Here is a 20,028-nt window from a genome sequence, read left to right as displayed (position 1 = left end):
GAGATTGATCTGGCTGGCGGGAATCGCGGTTCGATCCGCCGTCGTGAATATCAGGCGGCCGCCAGTTCCGCCTCCCCGGTCTTGGCGCCGGTGATGTAGGAGACGATATCGTTGCCGTCGGTATTCTCCTTGCGCAGATTGGCGACGATGCGGCCGCGCCGGAAGACGACGATACGATCGCAAAGGTCGAAGACCTGGCGCATGTTGTGGCTGATCAGGATCAGCGGCTCGCCGTTTGCCTTCAGCGTGCGGATGATGTTTTCGACCTGCGCCGTTTCCTGCACGCCGAGCGCCGCCGTCGGCTCGTCCATGATGATCAGCTTGGAGGCGAAGGTCGCCGTCCGGGCGATCGCCACGCATTGGCGCTGGCCGCCCGACATGTGGCGGATGGTGCTGGAAAGGTTCGGGATCTTCACCGCCGTGCGCACCAGCGCCGCTTCAGTTGCCTTGCGCATATATCTGCGGTCGAGGATCGAGAACGGACCGAGGTTGAACAGCACCTTTTCGCGGCCGAGGAACAGGTTGGACGGCACGTCGAGATCGTCGGCCAATGCCAGATTTTGGAACACGGTCTCGATGCCAGCCTCGCGCGCCTCGATCGGGCCGTTGAAGTTCACTTCCTTGCCGTCGAACCAGATCTTGCCGTCGGTGCGCTGCTCGACGGCGGTAATCTGGCGCACGAAGGTCGACTTGCCCGCGCCGTTGTCGCCCATGATGGCGACATGCTCGCCCTTGCGCAGCTCGAAATTCGCGCCTTCGAGCGCCTGCACGCCGCCATAGCGCTTGGTGAGGTTTTCGGTCTTCAGAACGATGTCTGTCGTGGAGATATCTGGCATGGTCAAGCCCTCAATGCCCGCATGCGTTGACGCCATTGATCGAGAACGACCGCGCCGACGATGATCACGCCCTTGACCATCTCCTGATAGTAGGCGTCGAGGCGCAGGAAGGTGAAGCCGGAGATGATGACGCCGAAGATCAGCGCGCCGATCACCGTGCCGATGATCGAGCCGCGGCCGCCCGACAGCGAGACGCCGCCGATGACCGCCATGGCGATGGCGTCGAGTTCGTACATCACCCCCATGCCCGACTGCGCGGTCAGGTTCTTGGAGCAGAGCACGACCGCGGCGAGCGAGGCAAGGATGCCGGCGATCGTGTAAACGAGGATCTTGTGGTTGGCGATCTTGATGCCGGACATGCGCGCGGCGTCTTCATTGGAGCCGATGGCATAACAATGCTTGCCGTAGCGCGTATAGGTCAGGATCAGCTGGAACAGCACGGCCAGCGCCAGGAAGATGACGACCGGTCGCGAGCCCGTGCTGATGGCGGCGAAACTGTCGGTGGGAAACGAGATCGGCTGGCCCTTCGACCACCATTTGGCGATGCCGCGCGCGGTGATCATCATGCCAAGCGTGGCGATGAAGGGCGGAATGCGCGTGTAGGCGATCAACGAACCGTTGATCAGGCCGGCGATCAGGCCGCAGCCGACCGCGACCAGAACCGGCACGATGACCGGCAGGTCGGTCCAGCCCTGGGCCAGGAACATCGCCTTGGGATTGGGGTTGCCATTGACCGTCGCCACCTGCGCGAAGCTCATGGCGATCATGGCGGTGGCGCCGACGATCGAGCCCGAGGACAGGTCGATGCCGCCGGTGATAATCACCTGCGTCACGCCGATGGCGATGATGCCGACAATCGACACCTGCAGGATGATGATCTGCAGGCGCGCCTGGTTGAAGAGGCCGCCAACGTCACTTCGGGTGTTGAACAGGAAGCTGTCGCCGAGAAAGACGCGGCCGATCAATTCGAAGACGACAACGAGAATGATGAGCGCGAGGAACACGTTGAATTCGGCCGGCCATGCGCGCTTCTTCGCATCGTAGCTGAGCCCGCCGACGCCATGAGATGTCTGTGCCACGTCTTGTCCTCCGTCAGGCCGCACCTGCCCTGCCGACCGTTCGGGCGGTGGGGAAGAACAGGAGCGGCGCCGTTGTGGTTATCTGGTGCGCCGCTCTGTTTTCATTTTAACGCAATTCCGGACGGAAACCGCCCTGGAATTGCTCCGCGAGCCGCCAGCCTCAGTTCTTCTTCAGGAACTTGTCGATGTTGGCCGGCGTGACAAGCTGGAAGGGCACATAGACCTTGTGCTCCACCTTCTCGCCCTTGGCGAGCTTCAGCGCCGCATCGAGGGCCCCGGCACCCTGGCCGGCGGCGTCCTGGAAGACCGTTGCGTCGAGGTCGCCAGCCTGCATTGCCGCCAGCGCGTCCTGGGTGGCATCGACGCCGCCGACGACGACCGACTTCATGTCGACGTTGGCGGCCTTCATCGCCTGGATGGCACCGATGGCGCTTTCGTCATTGTTGGCGATGACGCCGTCGAACGGCTTGCCGGTCGAGAGCCAGTTGGTCATCAGGTTCTGCGCTTCGTCGCGGTTCCAGTTCGACGTCTGCTTGTCGATGATCTTGATGAAGCTGCACTCCGGCGTGGCTATCACGTTGTCGATGTCCTTGGTGCGCTGCACGGCCGCCTGGTTCGACAGTTCGCCCATGATCACATAGACATTGGCTTCCTTCTTGCCGGCTTCGGTGAACAGGCGGCAGACTTCCTTGGTCTCGAGCGTGCCGGAATCGGCCTCGTTCGAGGCGACGAAGGCCTGGTTGTCCGGCAGCTTGTCGACATTGACCGGCTCGCGGTTGACGTAGACCAGCGGGATCTTGGCGGCAGCCGCAGCATCCGACATCGCCTGCGTGGCCGAGGTGTCGACCGGGTTGACGATGATGGCGTCGACGCCCGAGGCGGCGAAGTTCTTGATCTGGTCGAGCTGCTTGGCGACGTCGTTCTGCGCGTCCTCGACCTGCAGTTCGACACCGCTCATGCCCTTGGCCTGCGCGATCATGCCGTTGCGCAGCACGGTCAGGAAGTTGTCGTCGAATTTGGCCATCGACACGCCGATCTTGGCGGCGAAGGCGGATGAACACATCAGCGCCGAAAGCGCGACGCCCAAAAGCAGTTTCTTCATTTTATCTCTCCTCCACTTGGTGTCCGGCTGCACCCATTGAACCGGAATCCCCGGTTTGCCCGGAGAATCTCTCCCTGCGGCCATGCGGCGTTGCCAATTCGATGGAACGCCTCGTCCTCCGTTCGAATAGACGTTCCGGAACGAAAGAACCAAAAAGCCTAGTTAGTGAAATATTTATTCCATTTCGTTTTGGAAACGTCAAGGGCGATTCCGACCGAGGCCGCCGGTTTTTCGATCGCCGGCACCATCGGGAGGACCACGATCGTCGAAATCTGCGCCTGAATCCCGGCGAAGCACCATGATAGAATCCATCAGCCTGATGGATTCTATCATGGTGTGCAGCTAGATGTTTTCCGGCAGATAGATGTCGAAGGGCAGGAAGGTCTGCCCCGGCGCATTGGCGGCGCCGCTTTCGATGGCATGCGCCATCAGCCCCACGAGTTCCCGGCAAAGCGCCGCAAGCGGTGTGGAGATCACCATGGTGAGGATGTTGTCGGCGAGCGCCGCGCGCGACGTGGCGTTGATTTCGTTGCAGATGACGACCGGCATATCCGCCGGGTTCGCCGTCCTCAGCGCCGAGACCGCGCCCTCCATGCCGCCGCCGGCGACATAGCAGCCGACGAGATCGGGATGGCGCGCCAAAAGGTCGAGCATGGCATCATGCGTCACATCGTTGGCCTCGAGGTTGACCAGCGTCTCCATCACGGTGAAGTCCGGCGCGTGCTCGCGAAAGAAGGAGCGGAAGCCGATCTCGCGCAGTTCATGGCCGTGGAAGCGGTGGCTGCCGACGAAGAGCGCGACCTTGCCTGGTTTTCCTGCCGCCTTGGCAATCATCCATGCCGCGCTGCGCCCGACCTTGCGGTTGTCGAGCCCGACATAGCCCTCGCGGATGCCAGCGGCAAAATCAGACAGCAGCGAGAAGACCGGCTGCCCCCTCGCCTTCAGCGTCTCCACGACCGCCGTCAGCGTCGGATGATCCGGGCCGACGACGGCGATCGCTCTCGATTTGGCCGCCAGCCTGCGCATCTGGCCGGCGATCTCGTCGGGCGCCAGCGAAGCGGCGAAGTCGATCGTCGCGGTGCCGCGGAACCGTTGCGACTGCACAACCGCCAATTCGAGCTCCCTGGCGAAATCGCCGTAGAAGACATCATTGCCCCTGAGCAACAGGAAGCCGAGCCGGTATTCCGGCAATTCCTGGCGCATGCGCTGCTTGATCAAGCCCGCCGCGTGATAGCCGATCTCGGTGGCGGCCTCGTAGACCCGGCGCGCAGTCTCCTTGCGCACCGGCAAGCGGCTGTTCAGCACCCTGTCGACGGTGGCGACGCTGACGCCCGAGGCGCGCGCGAGATCGGTAATGGTCGGCCGCTTTGCCATGAATGCTTTCCTCGCTTGTCCGACTCAGGATATCTCGTTCTGATAGGAAATGATAGAAACTATCTTTGTGATGTTGAGACTATCAGAGCCTGCGCCTATGCTGAAGTCGAAAGCCAGCGATGCGCGACCCCCGCATGGTCGGGCGGTTCGCCGAGGCGCTGGCGGAGGAACCCCAATGACGGCAATCACGTCTTCGGCGGCGTCGCCGCGCGACTACAGCCTGACCGGGCGAGACGCCAAGCTCGCGGTCGAGAACGGGCTCGCGGCGGCCGAGTGGTATCACACGGAAATCCAGCGCAAGCAGATGAAGGCGCTGATGCAGCGCTCCGACCAGCCGGCGATCCGCGACACCGTCATCTGGCTCGGGGCGCTGATCCTCAGCGGCGCGGGCGGCGCCTGGTTCTGGGGCAGTTGGTGGTGCGTGCCGTTCTTCTTCGTCTATGGCACGCTCTACGGCTCCTCGACCGATTCCCGCTGGCACGAATGCGGCCACGGCACGGCCTTCCGCACGCAGTGGATGAACGATGCCGTCTACCAGCTCGCCTGCTTCATGATCATGCGCAATCCGGTGACCTGGCGCTGGAGCCACACGCGCCACCATACCGACACCATCATCGTCGGCCGCGACCCGGAGATCGCCGTCATGCGGCCGCCGGACCTTTTGCGCGTGGTCCTGAATTTCTTCGGCATCCTCGACGCCTGGCATGCGATGACCGACATGGCGCGCAATGCCGCCGGCGTCGTCAGTGCCGCCGAAAAGACCTTCATTCCGGAGCAGGAGCAGCCGAAGGCGATCCGCGTGGCCCGTATCTGGCTCGCCATCTACATCGCGACCATCGCGCTGGCGCTCTATTTGCATTCATGGCTGCCGCTGATGCTTGTCGGCCTGCCCCGCCTCTACGGCGCCTGGCATCATGTCATGACCGGCCTGCTGCAGCATGGCGGCCTCGCCGACAATGTCATCGACCACCGCCTGAACAGCCGCACCGTGCTAATGAACCCGATCAGCCGCTTCATCTACTGGAACATGAACTACCATGTGGAGCACCACATGTTCCCGATGGTGCCCTATCACGCGCTGCCTAAGCTGCATGACATGATCAAGCACGACCTGCCGGCGCCGACGCCGTCGATCCTGGCCGGCTACCGCGAAATGATCCCGGCGTTCCTGCGCCAGCTGCGCAACGAGGACTATTTCATCAAGCGCGAGCTGCCGCCGACGGCGCGGCCCTATCGCGAGGAACTGCATAACGACATTCCGATGGCCGCCGCCGCGGAATGAGGCTCACGAAAATTCAGGATTTCGCGGGAGGACGAGATGAGCGACTGGGTCGAGGCCTGCGCGGCCGGAGACATCGACGAAGAAGACGTGATGCGGTTCGACCATGCTGGCCGTAGCTTCGCCATCTATCGCAGCCCGGACGATGAATATTTCGCGACCGAAGGGCTGTGCACGCATGAGAAGGTGCATCTGGCCGACGGGCTGGTGATGGACGACATCATCGAGTGCCCGAAGCATAATGGCCGCTTCAACTACAAGACCGGTGCGGCGCGCGGCGCGCCGGCCTGCGTCAACCTGAAGACCTATCCGGTCAAGGTCGACGCCGGCAAGGTCCTCATTCAAGTCGGGTGAGAGCCATGCAGGCGGGGATGACGAGAGGAATGGTGATCATCGGCGCCGGCGAATGCGGCGGGCGCGCCGCGCTTGCGCTGCGCGATCTCGGTTATGAAGGGCCGGTGACGCTGGTCGGCGACGAGCCGCATTTGCCCTATGAGCGGCCGCCGCTGTCGAAGGAAGCCATGACCGGCGAGGCCCCGGCCATCAAGGCGATCGCCACCGACGAGCTTTTCGCCGAACGCTCGATCCGTCACATCCATTCCGTCCGCGCCGTTGCGATCGACCGTGCCGCGCATGTCGTGCGCCTGTCGGACGGATCTTCCCTTTCCTACGGCAAGCTGCTGCTGGCGACCGGATCGGTGCCGCGCAAGCTGCCGATGCCGGGTATCGGGCCACGCTGCGTTTATCTGAGGACCTTCAACGACGCGCTGGCCATCCGCGCCCATCTCAGCGCCGGAAATCGCGTCGCCATCATCGGCGGCGGCTTCATCGGCCTGGAGCTTGCCGCCGCGGCGCGCAGGCTCGGCGCCACGGTCACGGTCATCGAGGCGCAGCCGCGCATCCTGATGCGCGGCGTGCCGGCCGAGATCGCCGAGATCATCCACAAGGCGCATGAGGCCGAGGGCGTTTCGATCCGCGCCGGCCAGGGCATCGCGACGATAGCCGATGATGGCGCCGAGGTCGGCATCACGCTGGCCGACGGGCAGAAGATCGTGGCCGATCTGGCGGTCATCGGTATCGGCGCCATACCGGTGACGGGGCTTGCCGCCGAAGCGGGGCTCACAATCGACAACGGCATCGCCGTCGACGAGCGGCTGCAGACGGCCGATCCGGATATCTTCGCCGCCGGCGATTGCTGCTCGTTCCCGCTCGCCATCTATGGTGGACGGCGCGTCCGCCTCGAAGCCTGGCGCAACGCACAGGAGCAGGGCGCGCTCGCCGCGAACAATATGCTCGGCGCTAATGAGGCGCATGCCGCCGTGCCGTGGTTCTGGTCGGATCAATACGGGCTGACGCTGCAGATCGCCGGGCTTTCGGACGAGGGCCGCTCAATCGTGCGGCGCGACCTCGACGACGGCGCCTTCATCCTGTTCCATCTCGCCGAGAACGACAGGCTTGTGGCCGCCAGCGGCATCGGGCCCGGCAATGCCGTGGCGCGTGACATCCGCCTGGCGGAGATGCTGATCGCCAAGCGGGCCAGCCCGGCACCCGAGGCGCTCGGCTCGCAGGCAGTCAAGCTGAAATCGCTGCTGGCGGCGTGAGGCTGTCGGGCTTAATTACAAACGTTGGCGCCGCCCCTCATCTGCCTGCCGGCATCTTCTCCCCGTGAACGGGGAGAAGGGGACTTTAGCGGCCGTCGGCGCCCATTTCGCAACGCTCGAGTTTGGCGAAAGCGTTGACACAGCTTCTTTCTCCCCGTTCACGGGGAGAAATGCCCGGCAGGACAATGAGGGGCAGCGCAAACGCTCGCCAATCAATCCCCGCGTGATCCGCCGTCAACCTCAGCGCCCTAAAACAGCGTCTTCAGCTCATCCAGCTTGTCGTTGACCAGCCAGCCGTAATAGTTCTCCTCGGGCAGCTTTTCCGGTTCGCCTTCGGCGCGGCGCTTGTCGTTCTCCGCCTTCAGCGCATAGGCGCGCTGTTCGGGATTGCCGACGTTGTAGAGCGTGGCGGTCAGGCCCGGATTTTTCGAAATGTCGAAGCCGGCAATGCTGCGATAGGCGTCGATCGACTTCCTGATGGTCGCGGCGACGTAGGGCAGCGTGAGGTCTGGATCCATGATGGTCTTGTAGACCGCGTTGGGATCGCTGACGTCGAGCTCGGGCAGGCCGGAGACCTTGTGCACGAGGTCGCTCATCTGCAGCGCCGTCAGCGGGTTGAGCTGGCCGAGACCGAAGGTCTGGCCAGCATAGTAAGGCTGGAAGAAGGTGGCGCCGAAGCGGTCGTTGGGGAAATCCTCGCCGCCGACGGTCTTGCCGCGGAAAGCGTGGTTCCACACCTGCTCGCGGCATTCCCACAGATCGTAGCTGTCGTGCATGCCGTCGCATTTCTTGAATTCCGGCCGCTGGATGAAATCGCTGACGTCCTCGCCGTCATAGGCAAAGGTGAGCTTGCTCGACAGGTAGGAGATCGCCTTGACGTAATAGGTCTGCAACCGGTCATAGGCGTCGACATTGTAGGTATGCTCGCCGACGATGGCGCCGACGATATGCATGGGGTCGATGCCGTAGGCCGCCGCCGCCTTCCTGATCTTGGCGCGAAGGTCGGCGTCGTTCTGCAGCAGCGCATAGACCTTGCGGTACTTGGCCTGGAAGGTGGTGTTGGTCGCCTGGGTGCGCCGGCTGGACGCGCCAGGAATGTCGGGTTGCACGCTGTTGCGGTTTCCCGACGGCACCATGGTCGCGGCATTCGCCGTCGCCACAATCGATGCCAACGCCAGGCCTAGAACAAGGACAATCAGTTTCTTCATGCGCCGCCGCCTTTGAATCCGCGGCAAACTAGGTAAAGCGCACCGGAGAGTCGAGAGAGGGCTTAAGCCTGCCGCCAAGAATGGTGGCCCGATGCTTCCATTTGGCCACACTTTGGTTGGTGGGCCAGAAAATTCGGGCCGGCAGTCAAGCCGGCCCGAAATCGAATCTCAAAGGATGAACCGCGACAGGTCGGTGTTGCGCGACAGGTCGCCGACATGCTTCTCGACATAGGCGGCGTCGATGGTCACGGCGGTGCCGTTGCGGTCCGGCGCGTCGTAGGAAATCTCGTCCAGCACGCGTTCCATCACCGTCTGCAGGCGCCGCGCGCCGATATTCTCGACGCTGGCGTTGAGGTCGACGGCGATGCCGGCGAGCGAATCGATGGCGTCGTCCGTAAATGTCAGCTCGACGCCTTCGGTCTTCATCAGCGCGATATACTGCTTGATCAGGCTCGCCTCCGTCTCGGTGAGGATGCGGACGAAATCGGACTTCTCCAGCGCGCGCAGCTCGACGCGGATCGGCAGGCGGCCCTGCAGTTCGGGCAGCAGGTCCGACGGCTTGGAGACGTGGAACGCGCCCGAGGCGATGAACAGGATATGGTCGGTTTTTATCGGCCCATATTTGGTCGCGACAGTCGTGCCCTCGACCAGCGGCAGCAGGTCGCGCTGCACGCCTTCGCGCGACGGACCGCCCGAAATGTCGCTCCTGGCCGCGATCTTGTCGATCTCGTCGAGGAAGACGATGCCGTCATTCTCGGCCGATTCCAGCGCCCTGCGCACCACCTCGTCCTGGTCGAGCAGCTTGTCGGACTCGTCGTTGACCAACAGCGCGTAGGAATCGCGCACCGTCGTCTTGCGGGTCTTGGTCTTGCGGCCGCCCATCGCCTTCGACAGCATGTCGTTGATGTTGAGCACGCCGACATTGGCGCCGGGCATGCCGGGAATCTCGAAGCCGGGCATGCCGCCGGTGCCGGTGTCGGCCACCTCGATCTCGATCTCCTTGTCGTCGAGCTCGCCGTCGCGCAGCTTCTTGCGGAAACTATCGCGCGTGGCCGGGCTCGCCGTCTTGCCGACAAGCGCTTCCAGCACGCGCTCCTCGGCATTGATCTGGGCGCGCGCGCTGACGTCCCCGCGCATCTTTTCGCGCGCCAGGCCGATGGCAACCTCGACGAGGTCGCGCACGATCTGCTCGACGTCGCGGCCGACATAGCCGACCTCGGTGAACTTGGTCGCCTCGACCTTGACGAAGGGGGCGCCGGCGAGCCGCGCCAGGCGGCGCGAGATCTCGGTCTTGCCGACGCCGGTCGGGCCGATCATCAGGATGTTCTTCGGCATCACCTCTTCGCGCATCTGGCCTTCCAGCTGCTGGCGGCGCCAGCGGTTGCGCAAGGCAATCGCCACGGCGCGCTTGGCGTCCTTCTGGCCGATGATGAAGCGGTCGAGTTCCGAAACGATTTCGCGAGGAGAAAAGGTGGTCATACTCAAATTCCACTTTGCCACTGCTTGATGGACTCGAACGGATGCAGCAGCATGATCACGTTGAGCGTCAGATTGTCCCGGATGATGTAGCCCGTGCCGAGTTCGAAAATGAGCGCCAGGGCCACGATCACCGATATAGGTAGCTTTCGCGCCATGACAAATCCCAGCACCATGAACAGCGTGTCGGACACCGAGTTGATGATCGAGTCGCCGTAATAGTTGAGCGAGATGGTGCCGGCGCGGTAGCGGTCGATGATGAAGGGACTGTTTTCCAGGAGCTCCCAGCCGCCTTCGATGAGGACCGCGAAGGCGAGCCTCAGCCCGACCGGCGAACGCGGGAAAAGCGCCCAGGCCAGCGCATAGAACAGGAAGCCGTGGATGACGTGCGAGAAGGTGTACCAGTCGGCGATGTGCTGGGAATTCTCCGAGCTGTTGACCACGCCGTGCCAGAGCTTGACATAGCCGCAGGTGCAGATCGGCGGATGGCCCATGCCGTATAAGGCGCCTGCCTGGAAGACGACCAAAGCGAGCACGAGCAGCAGGCCCATGCGCCAGCTGTCTTCATAGGCCGAAAGCGTCTTGTCCTCTCCGGATGCGGTCATTCGGTCAGTCCCCCAGAATTTCGTCGTCCTCGGCCGCATCGACGGCCATCAGCACGACGTCCCCATATTGCGAATGCCTGCGGCCGATCGGCCTGAAGCCGGCCTTCTCATAGGCACGGATGGCGCGGGCATTGCCGGGATGCGGATCGATGATGACGCGCGGCGCGCCTTCCTCGAAAAGCTCCTCGACGAACTGACGCACAATGGCCGAGCCATGGCCGATGCCGACCAGTTCCGGCGGCCCGATCGACAGGTCTATGCCCAGCGTGCCGAACGGCTGGTCGGCATAAGGATGGTCGTCCTCCATATGCGGATCGTAGCTTTGCAGGTAGGCGATCGGCCTGCCGTCGAGCTCGACGATCAGCGGCTCCACCGAGACCGAACCGATATGCTCGCGGATTTCGGCGACTTCCTTCTCCGGATTGCCCCACCATTCGGCCATATGCGGCTCTTTGAGCCAGCCCGCGATCATCGGCAGGTCCTTAACCGTGACCGGCCGAAAATCATAGCTGTGTTCTTGTTCGGCCATGATCTCTTCCAAAAACCGGGTTCCCACTTTTTGGGATCATGGCCAGCTGCATCAGGCGGCATCGAGCGTTTCGACGACGAAGTTGTTGTTGGTGTAGACGCAGATATCGGACGCGATCTGCATCGCCTTGCGGGCGATCGCCTCGGCATCCATGTCGGTGTCGATCAGCGCGCGGGCCGCTGCCAGCGCATAATTGCCGCCGGAGCCGATGGCCATGATGCCATGTTCGGGCTCCAGCACATCGCCATTGCCGGTCAGCGCCAGCGAGACCGACTTGTCGGCGACCAGCATCATCGCTTCGAGGCGGCGCAGGTAGCGGTCGGTGCGCCAGTCCTTGGCGAGCTCGACGCAGGCGCGCGTCAGCTGGTCGGGATATTGTTCGAGCTTGGCTTCGAGCCGCTCGAGCAAGGTGAAAGCGTCCGCGGTGGCGCCGGCGAAGCCGGCAATGACGCTGCCGCCCTTGCCGATGCGGCGCACCTTGCGGGCGTTGCCCTTCATGATCGTCTGGCCAAGGCTGACCTGACCGTCGCCGGCGATCACGACCTTGTTGCCCTTGCGCACGCTGACGATGGTCGTGGCGTGCATGGTCAGTTCATTCGACATATGTTGCTCCGATACGCGCTATCCCTTGAAGGCGATTGGCGCGGTACGAGTGAGTTTGATCGGCCATATGTATGCACATGGCCAACGATTGCAAACCGCTTCCGGCAAGGCGGATTGCCGCCGGAATGGCAACTGGCAATCGCCGGATCATGCTGATAGAAGGCTTTCGTTTTCAAGCCCCGGAGCTTCCGTGCAGGGCAATAAGGACAAAGCGATGACGCGTTCCGCCGAAGTCAGCCGCAAGACCAGGGAAACCGAGATTTCGGTTTCCGTCCATGTCGACGGCAAGGGCAAAGCCGACATTTCGACCGGCGTCGGCTTCTTCGACCATATGCTCGACCAGCTGTCGCGGCATTCGCTGATCGACATGACGATCAAGGCCAAGGGCGACCTGCATATCGACGACCACCACACGGTCGAGGATACCGGCATCGCGATCGGCCAGGCGCTGAGCAAGGCGCTGGGCGAGCGGCGCGGCATCATGCGCTATGCCTCGATCGAGCTTGCCATGGACGAGACGCTGACCAGGGCTGCGATCGACGTCTCCGGCCGACCTTTCCTGGTCTGGAACGTCGCCTTCTCGTCGCCGAAGATCGGCACGTTCGACACCGAGCTGGTGCGCGAGTTCTTCCAGGCGCTGGCGCAGAATGCCGGCATCACGCTGCATGTGACCAACCATTACGGCGCCAACAACCATCATATCGCCGAAACCTGCTTCAAAGCGGTGGCGCGCGTGCTGCGCGCGGCGCTGGAGCCCGACCCGCGCCAGCCCGACGCGGTGCCTTCCACCAAGGGGTCCCTGAAAGGATAGCCCTATGGCGATCTATGTCGTGATGCAGCCGCCGGCCGGCAACAAAGCCGAGGACGCAAGTCTCGTGCGCGACAGCTTCACCTGGCTGGGTTTCCTGGTCGCGCCGCTCTGGCTTGCCTGGCACCGGCTGTGGATCGAGGCGGCACTGACCTTCGTCGTCATGGCGATCCTGTCGGTGGCCGGTCAGAGGCTGGGGCTCGAATGGGCCGGATCGATGCTTTCGCTGCTGGTCTCGCTCTATGTCGGCTTCGAAGGCCGGGGGCTGCGCATCGCGGCTCTGCGCCGGCGCGGCTGGCGCGAATGGGGCGTGGTCGAGGCCGACAATCTCGACGATGCCGAGATGCGCCATGCGCTGGAAATCGGCGACGACGGCGAGGAGAAGGCAGCCATGCCGCGCATCGTGCCGGATGCGTCGCTGGCACGTCCGCCGCAAACCGGCATGGCGCTGGGACTGACCCACACGCCCGGAAGGCCCTGACATGCGGGTAGCGATCATCGACTACGGCTCGGGCAATCTGCGCTCGGCCACCAAGGCCTTCGAGCGCGCCGCGCATGAGGCGGGCCTTGCCGCAACGATCGAGCTTACGGCCGACGCCGAGCGTGTGCGTTCCGCCGATCGCATCGTGCTGCCGGGAGTCGGCGCCTATGCCGACTGCGCCGCCGGCCTGCGCGCGGTGTCAGGCATGTGGGAGGCGGTAGAGGAAGTCGCCATTGCCAAGGGGCGGCCGTTTCTCGGTATCTGCGTCGGCATGCAGCTGATGTCGGAACGCGGGCTGGAGAAGACCGTCACCCAAGGGTTCGGCTGGATCGCGGGCGACGTCAAGGAGATCACGCCGTCTGATCCGGCGCTGAAGATCCCGCAGATCGGCTGGAACACGATCGAGCTCACGCGCCGGCATCCGCTGTTTTCCGGCATCGAGACCGGCCCGAAGGGGCTGCATGCTTATTTCGTCCATTCCTATCATCTGGAAGCAACGAACCCTGCCGAGACCCTGGCGACTGCAGACTATGGCGGCGCAGTGACGGCGGCCGTGGCCCGCGACAACCTTGCCGGCACGCAGTTCCATCCCGAGAAGAGCCAGGCGCTCGGCCTGGCGCTGATCACCAATTTCCTGAAATGGAGGCCCTGATGACAGCCAAGAAGGGCTATTGGATCGCGCTGATCGATGTTCACGATCCCGAAGTCTACAGGCAATACATCGAAGCCAATGCGAGGGCCTTCGCCAAATATGGCGCGAAGTTCCCGGTCCGGGCCGGTCGGTACACCAGTCCGGAGGGGCCGACGGGGAACCGCCATGTGGTGGTGGAATTCGAGTCCTATGAGACAGCGCTCGCTTGCTATGAGTCGCCCGAATACCAGGAAGCCTCGAAATTCCGGCTCGCCGCTTCAACTGGACATTTCGTCATCGTCGAGGGCGCCTGAGCGTGATCCTGTTTCCGGCAATAGACCTCAAGGACGGCCAATGCGTGCGCCTGAAACACGGCGACATGGCCACCGCCACCATCTACAATGACGACCCCGCCGCGCAGGCCAAGGCCTTCGAGGAGCAGGGCTTCGAGTGGCTGCATGTCGTCGACCTCAACGGCGCCTTCAAGGGCCAGAGCGTCAACAGCGCCGCGGTCGGCGCCATCCTCAAGGCCACGAAAAATCCGGTGCAGCTTGGCGGCGGCATCCGCACCTTGCCGCAGATCGAGGATTGGCTGGATCGCGGCCTGGCCCGCGTCATCCTGGGCACGGTCGCGGTGCGCGAGCCGGGGCTGGTCAAGCAAGCCTGCAAGGCTTTCCCGGGCAAGGTCGCTGTCGGCATCGACGCCAAGGGCGGCAAGGTGGCGGTCGAAGGCTGGGCCGAGGCTTCCGAGCTCGGCGTCATCGAGCTGGCGAAGAAATTCGAAGGCGCGGGCGTGGCGGCCATCATCTACACCGACATCGACCGCGACGGCGTGCTTTCCGGCATCAACTGGGATTCGACGATCAGCCTCGCCGAGGCGGTGTCCATTCCGGTGATCGCGTCCGGCGGCCTCGCCTCGATTGCCGACATCGTGCGCATGACCATGCCCGATGCGCAAAAACTCGAAGGCGCGATCTCCGGCCGCGCCCTATATGACGGGCGTATCGACCCGGCCGAGGCGCTGGCGATCCTGCGCGGCGAGAGGGCGGAGGCAAGACCGTGAATATTTCGATCATCCTGGCATCCTATGACAGCGGCCATTTCCATGGCGGCTGCGGCCAGGGCCCGGACGCGCTGATCTCGGGCGGACTGGCCGAGGCGCTGAAGCTCGCCGGCCACGATGTCGAGGTGTACGACATCGGCAAGGTGGTCGAGGATGGAGAGGAGCGCGAGATCGGCACCGGCTTTGCCGTCTGCAACGCCGTTTCGGGCGAGGTCCGCATCGCGCTGGACAAGAAGCGGTTTCCGATCGTGCTGGCCGGCAACTGCCTGACCAGCGCCGGCGCCGTGGCCGGCGCGGGCGCCGATGCCATCATCTGGGCCGACCAGCACGGCGACCTCAACACGCCGGAGACTTCCACCACCGGCTTCCTCGACGGCATGGCGCTGGCCACCGTGCTCGGCCTCTGCTGGCGGCCGATGGCGAACCAGATCCCCGGCTTCAAGCCGGTCGATCCGTCGCGCTGCGTTCTGGTCAATGCGCGCGACCTCGACAGCGCCGAGAAGGAGCTGCTGGAAAAGCTGCCGATCATCCGAACCGAGTGTCCGGACTGGAAGAGCGCGGCGCAAAGGCTGAAGGCAGACGGCGCACGGCAAGTCCACATGCATGTCGACCTCGACGTGCACGACCCCGAGAAGCTGCAAGCCAACCGCTACACCACGCCCGGCGGCCCGGCGCCCGACCAGGTGCGCACCGCGATGTGCGGCCTCGCCGGCCCGCTCAGCATCGCCGGGCTGACCATTTCGGCCTACGATCCGGCCTTCGACCCCAAAGGCGACGTGCCGCCGCTGGTCGGCGAGCTGGTGGTCGACCTGCTCTCGACCCTGGAAGGCAAGTGATGCTCAAGGCCCGCGTCATCCCTTGCCTGGACGTCAAGAACGGCCGCGTGGTCAAGGGCGTCAATTTCGTCGACCTCGTCGATGCCGGCGATCCGGTCGAAGCCGCCAAGGCCTATGACGCGGCGGGAGCCGACGAGCTCTGCTTCCTCGACATCACCGCATCGTCGGACAACCGCGAGACGATCTTCGACGTGGTCGCCAGGACGGCCGAGCAATGCTTCATGCCGCTCACCGTCGGTGGCGGCGTGCGCCAGGTGGCCGACATCCGCAAGCTGCTCCTGGCCGGCGCCGACAAGGTATCGATCAACACGGCAGCGGTGATGAACCCGGATTTCGTCGCGGAGGCCGCCGACAAGTTCGGCAACCAGTGCATCGTCGTGGCGATCGACGCCAAGAAGGTGTCCGCGCAAGGCGAGGCCGACCGCTGGGAGATCTTCACCCATGGCGGACGCGAGAAGACGGGCGTCGACGCGGTCGACTTCGCCAGACGCATGGTCGAGCGCGGCGCCGGCGAGATCCTGCTCACCTCGATGGACCGCGACGGCACCAAGGCCGGCTACGACATTGCGCTGACACGCGCGATCGCCGACGCGGTGCGCGTGCCGGTGATCGCATCGGGCGGCGTCGGAACGCTCGATCATCTGGTCGAAGGCATCCGCGACGGCCATGCCGGTGCCGTGCTTGCCGCCTCGATCTTCCATTTCGGCACCTACACGATCGCCGAGGCCAAGGCGCATATGGCCAGAGCCGGCCTGCCGATGCGGCTGGACTCGGCGGCTCATCGGGCTTAAAGCATGATCCCGAAAAGCGGGGGCCCGGTTTTCGGAAAAGATCATGCTTAAACAAGTAGATAGATGACTGTCATGGCAGACTTTTCGCTCGCCGAGCTTGAAACGATCATCGATCAGCGCGCCCATTCCGGCGATCCGGACTCGTGGACGGCGAAGCTGTTCGCCAAGGGCATGGACATGGCGGCGCAGAAACTCGGCGAGGAGGCGGTCGAGACGGTAATTGCCGCCATCAAGGGGGACAAGAAAACCCTCGTTTCGGAAAGCGCCGATCTTATATATCATTGGCTGGTCGTCCTCGGCATCGCAGGGGTTCCCCTGGACGACGTGCTCAAGGAGCTCGAAGGCCGCACCGGCCGTTCGGGCATCGCCGAAAAGGCAGCCCGGTCAAAGGGTTGAAAGAGACGGATAGAGCATGATGTCGCCCGAAAACCGCTTCCCACTTTCCGGCGTCATGCTCTAGGAGGGCAGGAGACTCGATGGACCAGCTTGCTCCTACCGAGAAATATTCCCCCTACCGATTCTTCTCCGCCGAGCAATGGTCGCAGTTCCGCGCCGATACGCCGCTGACGCTGACCGAGGACGAGATCGATCGGCTGCGCTCGCTCAACGATCCGGTCGACCTCCAAGAGGTCAAGCGCATCTATCTGTCGCTGTCGCGGCTGCTCTCGGCCCATGTCGAGGCAAGCCAGCTTCTGTTCCGGCAGCGCCAGGCTTTCTTCAACGCGCAGGATGTCGTCAAGACGCCTTTCATCATCGGCATTGCCGGCTCGGTCGCAGTCGGCAAGTCGACCACGGCGCGCGTGCTGAAGGAGCTTCTGGCACGCTGGCCGTCAAGCCCGAAGGTCGACCTCATCACCACCGACGGCTTCCTGTTGCCCAATGAGATCCTGCGCCGCGAGAACCTGATGGAGCGCAAGGGGTTCCCCGAGAGCTACGACGTCGGCGCGCTGCTCAGGTTCCTGTCCGGCATGAAGTCGGCGCAAAGCAGTGTCCGCGCGCCGGTCTATTCGCACCTGACCTACGACGTCATCCCCGGCGAGTTCGTCACCATCGACCGTCCCGACATATTGATCTTCGAAGGCATCAACGTGCTGCAGCCCGGCAAGCTGCCGAAAGACGGCAAGATCGTGCCGTTCCTGTCCGACTTCTTCGACTTCGCCATCTATATCGATGCCGACGAGAAGCTGATCCATCAATGGTACATCCAGCGCTTCATGCGGCTGCGCGAGACCGCCTTCCGCAATCCGGACTCCTTCTTCCACCGCTATTCGCAACTCTCCGAGGATGCCGCGCGGGCCATAGCCGAGGGACTCTGGGCCAACATCAACCTCAAGAACCTGCGCGAGAACATCCTGCCGACCAGGGCGCGGGCCGATCTCATCCTGCGCAAGGGCACCAACCACCTGATCGAGGAAGTGGCGCTGAGGAAGCTGTGACCATCCGGTTAACGGCACCTTAGGCAATCCCAAATAGGTTGTGCCCAACTCCGGCGGGGTTGGGAGCAACAGGTGATCAACGCGAGCAATGCCGCGGGCGAAGCCCCGGTCTATTCCCTGGTCATTCCGATCTTCAACGAAGAGGCGGTGCTGCCGCTGCTCGTCCGGCGTATTACAGCGCTGCTCGACAAGCTCGACGCCAGCGCCGAGGCTATCTTCGTCGACGACGGCAGCCGGGACACAAGCGTCATCTTCCTGCGCGGCATGGCCGCCTCGGATCCACGCCTCCGGCTGATCGAACTGTCGCGCAATTTCGGCCACCAGATCGCCATCACCGCCGGCATGGACGCGGCTGCCGGCGATGCCGTGGTCGTCATGGATGCGGACTTGCAGGATCCGCCTGAAGTGGTGCTCGACCTCATCGCCAAATGGAAGGAAGGCTATGAGATCGTCTATGCCCGCCGCACCAAACGCGAGGGTGAAACGCTGTTCAAGCGTGCGAGCGCCAGCCTCTTCTACCGCGCCCTCGAACAGATGACCTCGGTGACCATCCCACGCGACGTCGGCGATTTCCGGCTCGTGGGAAGAAAGGCTCTGGAGACATTCAAGCAGATGCCCGAGCGCGACCGCTTCGTGCGCGGCATGTTCGGCTGGATGGGTTTCAAGCAAACGGCGGTGTCGTTCGAGCGACCAGAGCGGGCGGCCGGCGAAACCAAATATCCGTTCTGGAAAATGCTGCGGCTGGCGGTCCATGGCGTCATCAGCTTTTCCGACAAGCCTTTGCGGCTGGCGCTGTGGTCGGGCCTAGCCATTTCTTGCTTTGCCGCGCTGCTTGGCGTCTATGCCCTGTTTTCCTGGCTGTTTGCCAGCGGCGTGGTCCATGGCTGGACATCGACGGTCATGATCATTTCCTTTCTGTCCGGCATCAATCTCTTCATGACCGGCATCATCGGCCTCTATGTCGGCGGCATCCACGCTGAGGTGAAGCGGAGACCGCTTTATGTGGTCGATCGCCTGACTGGCTTTGAGGAAGCCGTGAAGGCGGCCGCCGAAAGCCGAAGCCAGCCAACGGCGTCACCGTCGACGCGCGACAGAAGATTCGGCTGATGGTGGCGCTCTTCGATCAATACCGGTCTAGCTACAACAGGACCGTCGACGACTCGATCAGCTTCTCCGGCCTGAAGCACGACTTCTTCCTGCAAGCCAAGGTCGAACCCCTGGCCCGGCTCATTGCCGAGCGCGGTCTCGCCAAGCATCCGGCCGGTGTTCGGGCGCTCGATGTCGGCTGCGGCGTCGGAGCGCTGCATCCCTATGTGCGACCGCTTTTCTCGACCTTGGACGGTTGCGACATATCAGCGGAATCCGTGGCTCGCGCCCGTGACGAAAACCCATGGGTCGCCTACAGGACCTATCCCGGTCCGCTATTGCCCTATTCGGATGGCAGCTTCGACCTGGCATTTGCCGTCTGTGTCGTCCATCACGTGCCGCCGCAGCAATGGGCCGGCTTTTTCGCCGAGATGCGGCGTGTCGTGCGGCCAGGCGGCGCCGTCTGCATCATCGAACATAATCCCTTCAATCCCTTGACCCGGCTGGCGGTGCTTCGTTGTCCCTTCGACGAGGACGCCGTGCTGATCAGCAGGCGCAAAGCCGGCCGACTGTTGAAGGCCGCCGGGCTCGGCGAGATCGACGGCAGGCATTTCCTGCTGCTTCCTTTCGCCAACCCCGTTGCGCGCAAGGCCGAAGGCTGGTTCTCGCGGGCGCCGCTTGGAGCGCAGTATGTCTGCAGCGGCCGTGTCTGAGTTGCGAGCGGGCGGTCGACCGGGCCGGTTCCTGGTGATCGGCATCGGAGCGACGCTGATATACGCCTTGCTGGCGGCCAGCTTTTCGGCGGCCGCGGCCATGCCTTTGAACCCGGCCATGGGCTCGGTGCTCGCCTATGGGCTTGCCGCGGTCTTCTCCTATGCCGGACACAAGTATTTCACGTTTGTTTCCCGCGGAGCGCACCGTTTCGAAGTGCCGCGCTTCGCGGTTCTGACACTGGCCGGCCTGGCGACGTCCTTTGCGCTCCCTGCCGTACTGTCGCAATGGCTCGGCCTGCCGGTACAGGTTCCCATCGCGCTGACCAGCCTGCTCGTCCCGCTCGTCAATTATGTGGTGCTCCGCCACTGGGTTTTCGCAAGAGCCCTCGCCAGACCAGGGAGTTGCTCGGAATGAGCATGCTTCAGGACCGTTTCGTTGAGGAATCGGCCGCAGCGTCCGTCTTGAAAAAACGGCTTTGGACATTTGTGTC

24 protein-coding genes are annotated in these 20,028 nt (G+C 63.5%); 15 read left to right on the top strand and 9 right to left on the bottom strand.

All coding sequences use genetic code 11. The features are described 5' to 3' along the window. Window positions 1-50 precede the first annotated feature (50 nt). From YU3_RS0114810 to YU3_RS0114790, 4 genes are all read right to left on the bottom strand, one after another. Window positions 51-836 carry an ATP-binding cassette domain-containing protein gene (locus YU3_RS0114810; protein WP_027166989.1) on the bottom strand — a complete coding sequence of 262 codons (786 nt, stop codon included), beginning with the start codon at window positions 834-836 and terminating at the stop codon, window positions 51-53. A gap of 2 nt (window positions 837-838) precedes the next feature. Continuing rightward, entirely contained in the window at window positions 839-1,915 is a 1,077-nt protein-coding gene (locus YU3_RS0114805) for an ABC transporter permease (protein WP_027166988.1), read from the bottom strand. A gap of 160 nt (window positions 1,916-2,075) precedes the next feature. Then, window positions 2,076-3,017 (bottom strand): sugar ABC transporter substrate-binding protein, encoded by a 942-nt coding sequence (locus YU3_RS0114800; RefSeq protein ID WP_027166987.1) that lies wholly within the window; start codon window positions 3,015-3,017, stop codon window positions 2,076-2,078. 342 nt (window positions 3,018-3,359) lie between these two features. Next, complete coding sequence (locus YU3_RS0114790; RefSeq protein ID WP_027166986.1) at window positions 3,360-4,391, bottom strand: LacI family DNA-binding transcriptional regulator; 1,032 nt, start codon at window positions 4,389-4,391, stop codon at window positions 3,360-3,362. Between the two features lie 175 nt (window positions 4,392-4,566). Between YU3_RS0114790 and YU3_RS0114785 the strand changes: the two genes are divergently transcribed. From YU3_RS0114785 to YU3_RS0114775, 3 genes are read left to right on the top strand one after another with little or no spacing between them, the layout of a single operon-like run. Then, the gene (locus tag YU3_RS0114785; protein WP_027166985.1) at window positions 4,567-5,673 is read left to right on the top strand and encodes a fatty acid desaturase family protein; all 1,107 of its coding nucleotides are present in this window, start codon (window positions 4,567-4,569) and stop codon (window positions 5,671-5,673) included. A 36-nt stretch (window positions 5,674-5,709) separates the two neighbouring features. After that, window positions 5,710-6,024 (top strand): MocE family 2Fe-2S type ferredoxin, encoded by a 315-nt coding sequence (locus YU3_RS0114780; protein ID WP_027166984.1) that lies wholly within the window; start codon window positions 5,710-5,712, stop codon window positions 6,022-6,024. A 17-nt stretch (window positions 6,025-6,041) separates the two neighbouring features. Then, window positions 6,042-7,271, top strand: a complete 1,230-nt coding sequence (locus YU3_RS0114775) for an FAD-dependent oxidoreductase (RefSeq protein WP_036258510.1) — start codon at window positions 6,042-6,044, stop codon at window positions 7,269-7,271. A 248-nt stretch (window positions 7,272-7,519) separates the two neighbouring features. Here YU3_RS0114775 and YU3_RS0114770 read toward each other — a convergent pair whose 3' ends face one another. The 5 genes from YU3_RS0114770 to hslV all read right to left on the bottom strand — a co-directional run bounded on the left by YU3_RS0114770 (window position 7,520) and on the right by hslV (window position 11,692). After that, window positions 7,520-8,479, bottom strand: a complete 960-nt coding sequence (locus YU3_RS0114770) for a DUF1402 family protein (protein ID WP_027166982.1) — start codon at window positions 8,477-8,479, stop codon at window positions 7,520-7,522. Window positions 8,480-8,647: 168 nt separating this feature from the next. Further along, entirely contained in the window at window positions 8,648-9,958 is a 1,311-nt protein-coding gene (gene hslU / locus YU3_RS0114765; protein ID WP_027166981.1) for an ATP-dependent protease ATPase subunit HslU, read from the bottom strand. A 2-nt stretch (window positions 9,959-9,960) separates the two neighbouring features. After that, entirely contained in the window at window positions 9,961-10,560 is a 600-nt protein-coding gene (locus YU3_RS0114760; RefSeq protein ID WP_027166980.1) for a DUF2585 domain-containing protein, read from the bottom strand. Window positions 10,561-10,564: 4 nt separating this feature from the next. Continuing rightward, window positions 10,565-11,089 carry a GNAT family N-acetyltransferase gene (locus tag YU3_RS0114755; RefSeq protein ID WP_027166979.1) on the bottom strand — a complete coding sequence of 175 codons (525 nt, stop codon included), beginning with the start codon at window positions 11,087-11,089 and terminating at the stop codon, window positions 10,565-10,567. Window positions 11,090-11,140: 51 nt separating this feature from the next. Continuing rightward, entirely contained in the window at window positions 11,141-11,692 is a 552-nt protein-coding gene (gene hslV / locus YU3_RS0114750) for an ATP-dependent protease subunit HslV (RefSeq protein WP_027166978.1), read from the bottom strand. A 214-nt stretch (window positions 11,693-11,906) separates the two neighbouring features. Between hslV and hisB the strand changes: the two genes are divergently transcribed. The 12 genes from hisB to YU3_RS0114690 all read left to right on the top strand — a co-directional run bounded on the left by hisB (window position 11,907) and on the right by YU3_RS0114690 (window position 19,952). Continuing rightward, window positions 11,907-12,503 carry an imidazoleglycerol-phosphate dehydratase HisB gene (hisB, locus tag YU3_RS0114745; protein ID WP_036258586.1) on the top strand — a complete coding sequence of 199 codons (597 nt, stop codon included), beginning with the start codon at window positions 11,907-11,909 and terminating at the stop codon, window positions 12,501-12,503. A gap of 4 nt (window positions 12,504-12,507) precedes the next feature. Then, window positions 12,508-12,981 (top strand): DUF2628 domain-containing protein, encoded by a 474-nt coding sequence (locus YU3_RS0114740; RefSeq protein WP_027166976.1) that lies wholly within the window; start codon window positions 12,508-12,510, stop codon window positions 12,979-12,981. 1 nt (window position 12,982) lies between these two features. Then, window positions 12,983-13,633, top strand: a complete 651-nt coding sequence (gene hisH, locus YU3_RS0114735; RefSeq protein ID WP_027166975.1) for an imidazole glycerol phosphate synthase subunit HisH — start codon at window positions 12,983-12,985, stop codon at window positions 13,631-13,633. Continuing rightward, window positions 13,633-13,926 carry a DUF1330 domain-containing protein gene (locus tag YU3_RS0114730; protein WP_027166974.1) on the top strand — a complete coding sequence of 98 codons (294 nt, stop codon included), beginning with the start codon at window positions 13,633-13,635 and terminating at the stop codon, window positions 13,924-13,926. The genes hisH and YU3_RS0114730 overlap by 1 nt, the downstream gene beginning before the upstream one ends. Window positions 13,927-13,928: 2 nt before the next feature. Beyond that, window positions 13,929-14,675, top strand: coding sequence for a 1-(5-phosphoribosyl)-5-[(5-phosphoribosylamino)methylideneamino]imidazole-4-carboxamide isomerase (gene hisA / locus YU3_RS0114725; RefSeq protein WP_027166973.1), 747 nt, complete (start codon window positions 13,929-13,931; stop codon window positions 14,673-14,675). Beyond that, the gene (locus tag YU3_RS0114720) at window positions 14,672-15,511 is read left to right on the top strand and encodes an arginase family protein (RefSeq protein ID WP_027166972.1); all 840 of its coding nucleotides are present in this window, start codon (window positions 14,672-14,674) and stop codon (window positions 15,509-15,511) included. The genes hisA and YU3_RS0114720 overlap by 4 nt, the downstream gene beginning before the upstream one ends. After that, window positions 15,508-16,302: an imidazole glycerol phosphate synthase subunit HisF gene (hisF, locus tag YU3_RS0114715; RefSeq protein WP_027166971.1), complete on the top strand. Its 795-nt coding sequence runs from the start codon at window positions 15,508-15,510 to the stop codon at window positions 16,300-16,302. Before YU3_RS0114720 ends, hisF begins: the two co-directional genes overlap by 4 nt. Window positions 16,303-16,374: 72 nt before the next feature. Next, complete coding sequence (locus YU3_RS0114710; RefSeq protein WP_027166970.1) at window positions 16,375-16,698, top strand: phosphoribosyl-ATP diphosphatase; 324 nt, start codon at window positions 16,375-16,377, stop codon at window positions 16,696-16,698. A gap of 80 nt (window positions 16,699-16,778) precedes the next feature. Next, window positions 16,779-17,738, top strand: a complete 960-nt coding sequence (coaA, locus tag YU3_RS0114705; RefSeq protein WP_027166969.1) for a type I pantothenate kinase — start codon at window positions 16,779-16,781, stop codon at window positions 17,736-17,738. 72 nt (window positions 17,739-17,810) lie between these two features. Then, window positions 17,811-18,845 carry a glycosyltransferase family 2 protein gene (locus YU3_RS0114700; protein ID WP_156913469.1) on the top strand — a complete coding sequence of 345 codons (1,035 nt, stop codon included), beginning with the start codon at window positions 17,811-17,813 and terminating at the stop codon, window positions 18,843-18,845. After that, complete coding sequence (locus tag YU3_RS0114695) at window positions 18,845-19,537, top strand: class I SAM-dependent methyltransferase (protein ID WP_027166967.1); 693 nt, start codon at window positions 18,845-18,847, stop codon at window positions 19,535-19,537. The genes YU3_RS0114700 and YU3_RS0114695 overlap by 1 nt, the downstream gene beginning before the upstream one ends. Beyond that, the gene (locus YU3_RS0114690; protein WP_051333947.1) at window positions 19,515-19,952 is read left to right on the top strand and encodes a GtrA family protein; all 438 of its coding nucleotides are present in this window, start codon (window positions 19,515-19,517) and stop codon (window positions 19,950-19,952) included. Before YU3_RS0114695 ends, YU3_RS0114690 begins: the two co-directional genes overlap by 23 nt. Window positions 19,953-20,028: the final 76 nt, after the last annotated feature.

Source organism: Mesorhizobium sp. WSM3224, assembly GCF_000427725.1.
Lineage (GTDB): Bacteria > Pseudomonadota > Alphaproteobacteria > Rhizobiales > Rhizobiaceae > Mesorhizobium.
The sequence above is the reverse complement of the archived record's forward strand: the minus strand, read 5'-3'. Positions and strand labels throughout refer to the sequence as shown.